Consider the following 1,107-nt stretch of genomic DNA (forward strand, 5'->3'; position numbering starts at 1 on the left):
AAAAAAAATCAATAATTTGATTCTATCCAACTTCCCTCAAATTGTCAAAAAATGCCTCGGTCATTTACCTCAAGATGACTATCCCGTTTTGGATACCTTTAAATTCGTTTCCATTTGGCTTGAATTTGTTCTTGACCAGAGTCAAACCAGTATGAGAAGTCTCTTTAAGAGGCTTAATGTTACGGGGGAGTCTGTTGATATTTCTACTTTTTCTAAAGCCAGTAAACATCGCAGTCCTCAAGTCTTTCATCAGTTGTGGGTTGAGCTAACACAACAATTTCTTAAACAGAAAAAGATTAAATCCAATGAGCTACAACTTTTTCCCTTAGATTCAACCATTGTCACTCTCACAAGTAAGTTACTCTGGCATCAAGGAGTTCACCAAGTCAAGCTTTTTGCTGGTCTAAATCTCTTCACCGGAATTCCAGGGGGACTCTTCCTTCATTTTGGTCAAGGTCATGACCATAAATATGGCGATAAAACCATAGAATCAATTCCAGCTAATGGAGTTGGAGTAATGGATAGAGGCTTTTTTAGCCTAGCTCAAATTTCGGCATTACAAAAGTTGAATGATCGCTATTTTGTTTTGAGAATTAGAAACAATGTTCAGCTAAAGATGCTGGACAATGGAAATTGTATACTAGGCAAAGGTGGGGAACAAATTGAAGCTAGAGTCGTAAGTTTTAGCGATTTAGAGAAGAAGACTGAGTTTCGATTAGTAACGAACTTACCAGAGACGGGGGAAGGAGGAGTTAGTCCAGAAGAAATTGCCGAGTTTTATCGTTGGCGTTGGTCAATTGAGTTGTTGTGGAAATTCTTAAAGATGCACCTCAAGTTAGATCGTCTGATCACTAAAAATATCAACGGAATTGAAATCCAGATTTATAGTTGTCTGATTGCCTATTTACTTCTAAACATGGTCAAGATACCGACAGAGTTCGGTAAATCTTTATTGGATAAATTGCGATATTTACAGGCTTTTATGTGCCAAAAAATTAGCTATGTACACTGGTTTAAAGAGCTAGTCCCACCTGGTTAAATTTACCTCTTGACAGGGTTACTATGTCCATTTTTACCTAGTTCATAAGTACCGATTCAACACTTCTG

At 37.4% G+C, this 1,107-nt stretch carries 1 protein-coding gene; it reads left to right on the forward strand.

The window, feature by feature from the left end; translation table 11 throughout:
- The first annotated feature begins 19 nt into the window (after positions 1-19).
- A complete protein-coding gene (locus K4A83_RS22705) occupies positions 20-1,039 on the forward strand; it encodes an IS4 family transposase (protein WP_265266996.1) in 1,020 nt (339 codons plus the stop codon).
- Positions 1,040-1,107: the final 68 nt, after the last annotated feature.

Source organism: Spirulina subsalsa FACHB-351 (genome assembly GCF_026130165.1).
In the GTDB taxonomy this organism is placed as follows: domain Bacteria; phylum Cyanobacteriota; class Cyanobacteriia; order Cyanobacteriales; family Spirulinaceae; genus Spirulina_A; species Spirulina_A subsalsa_A.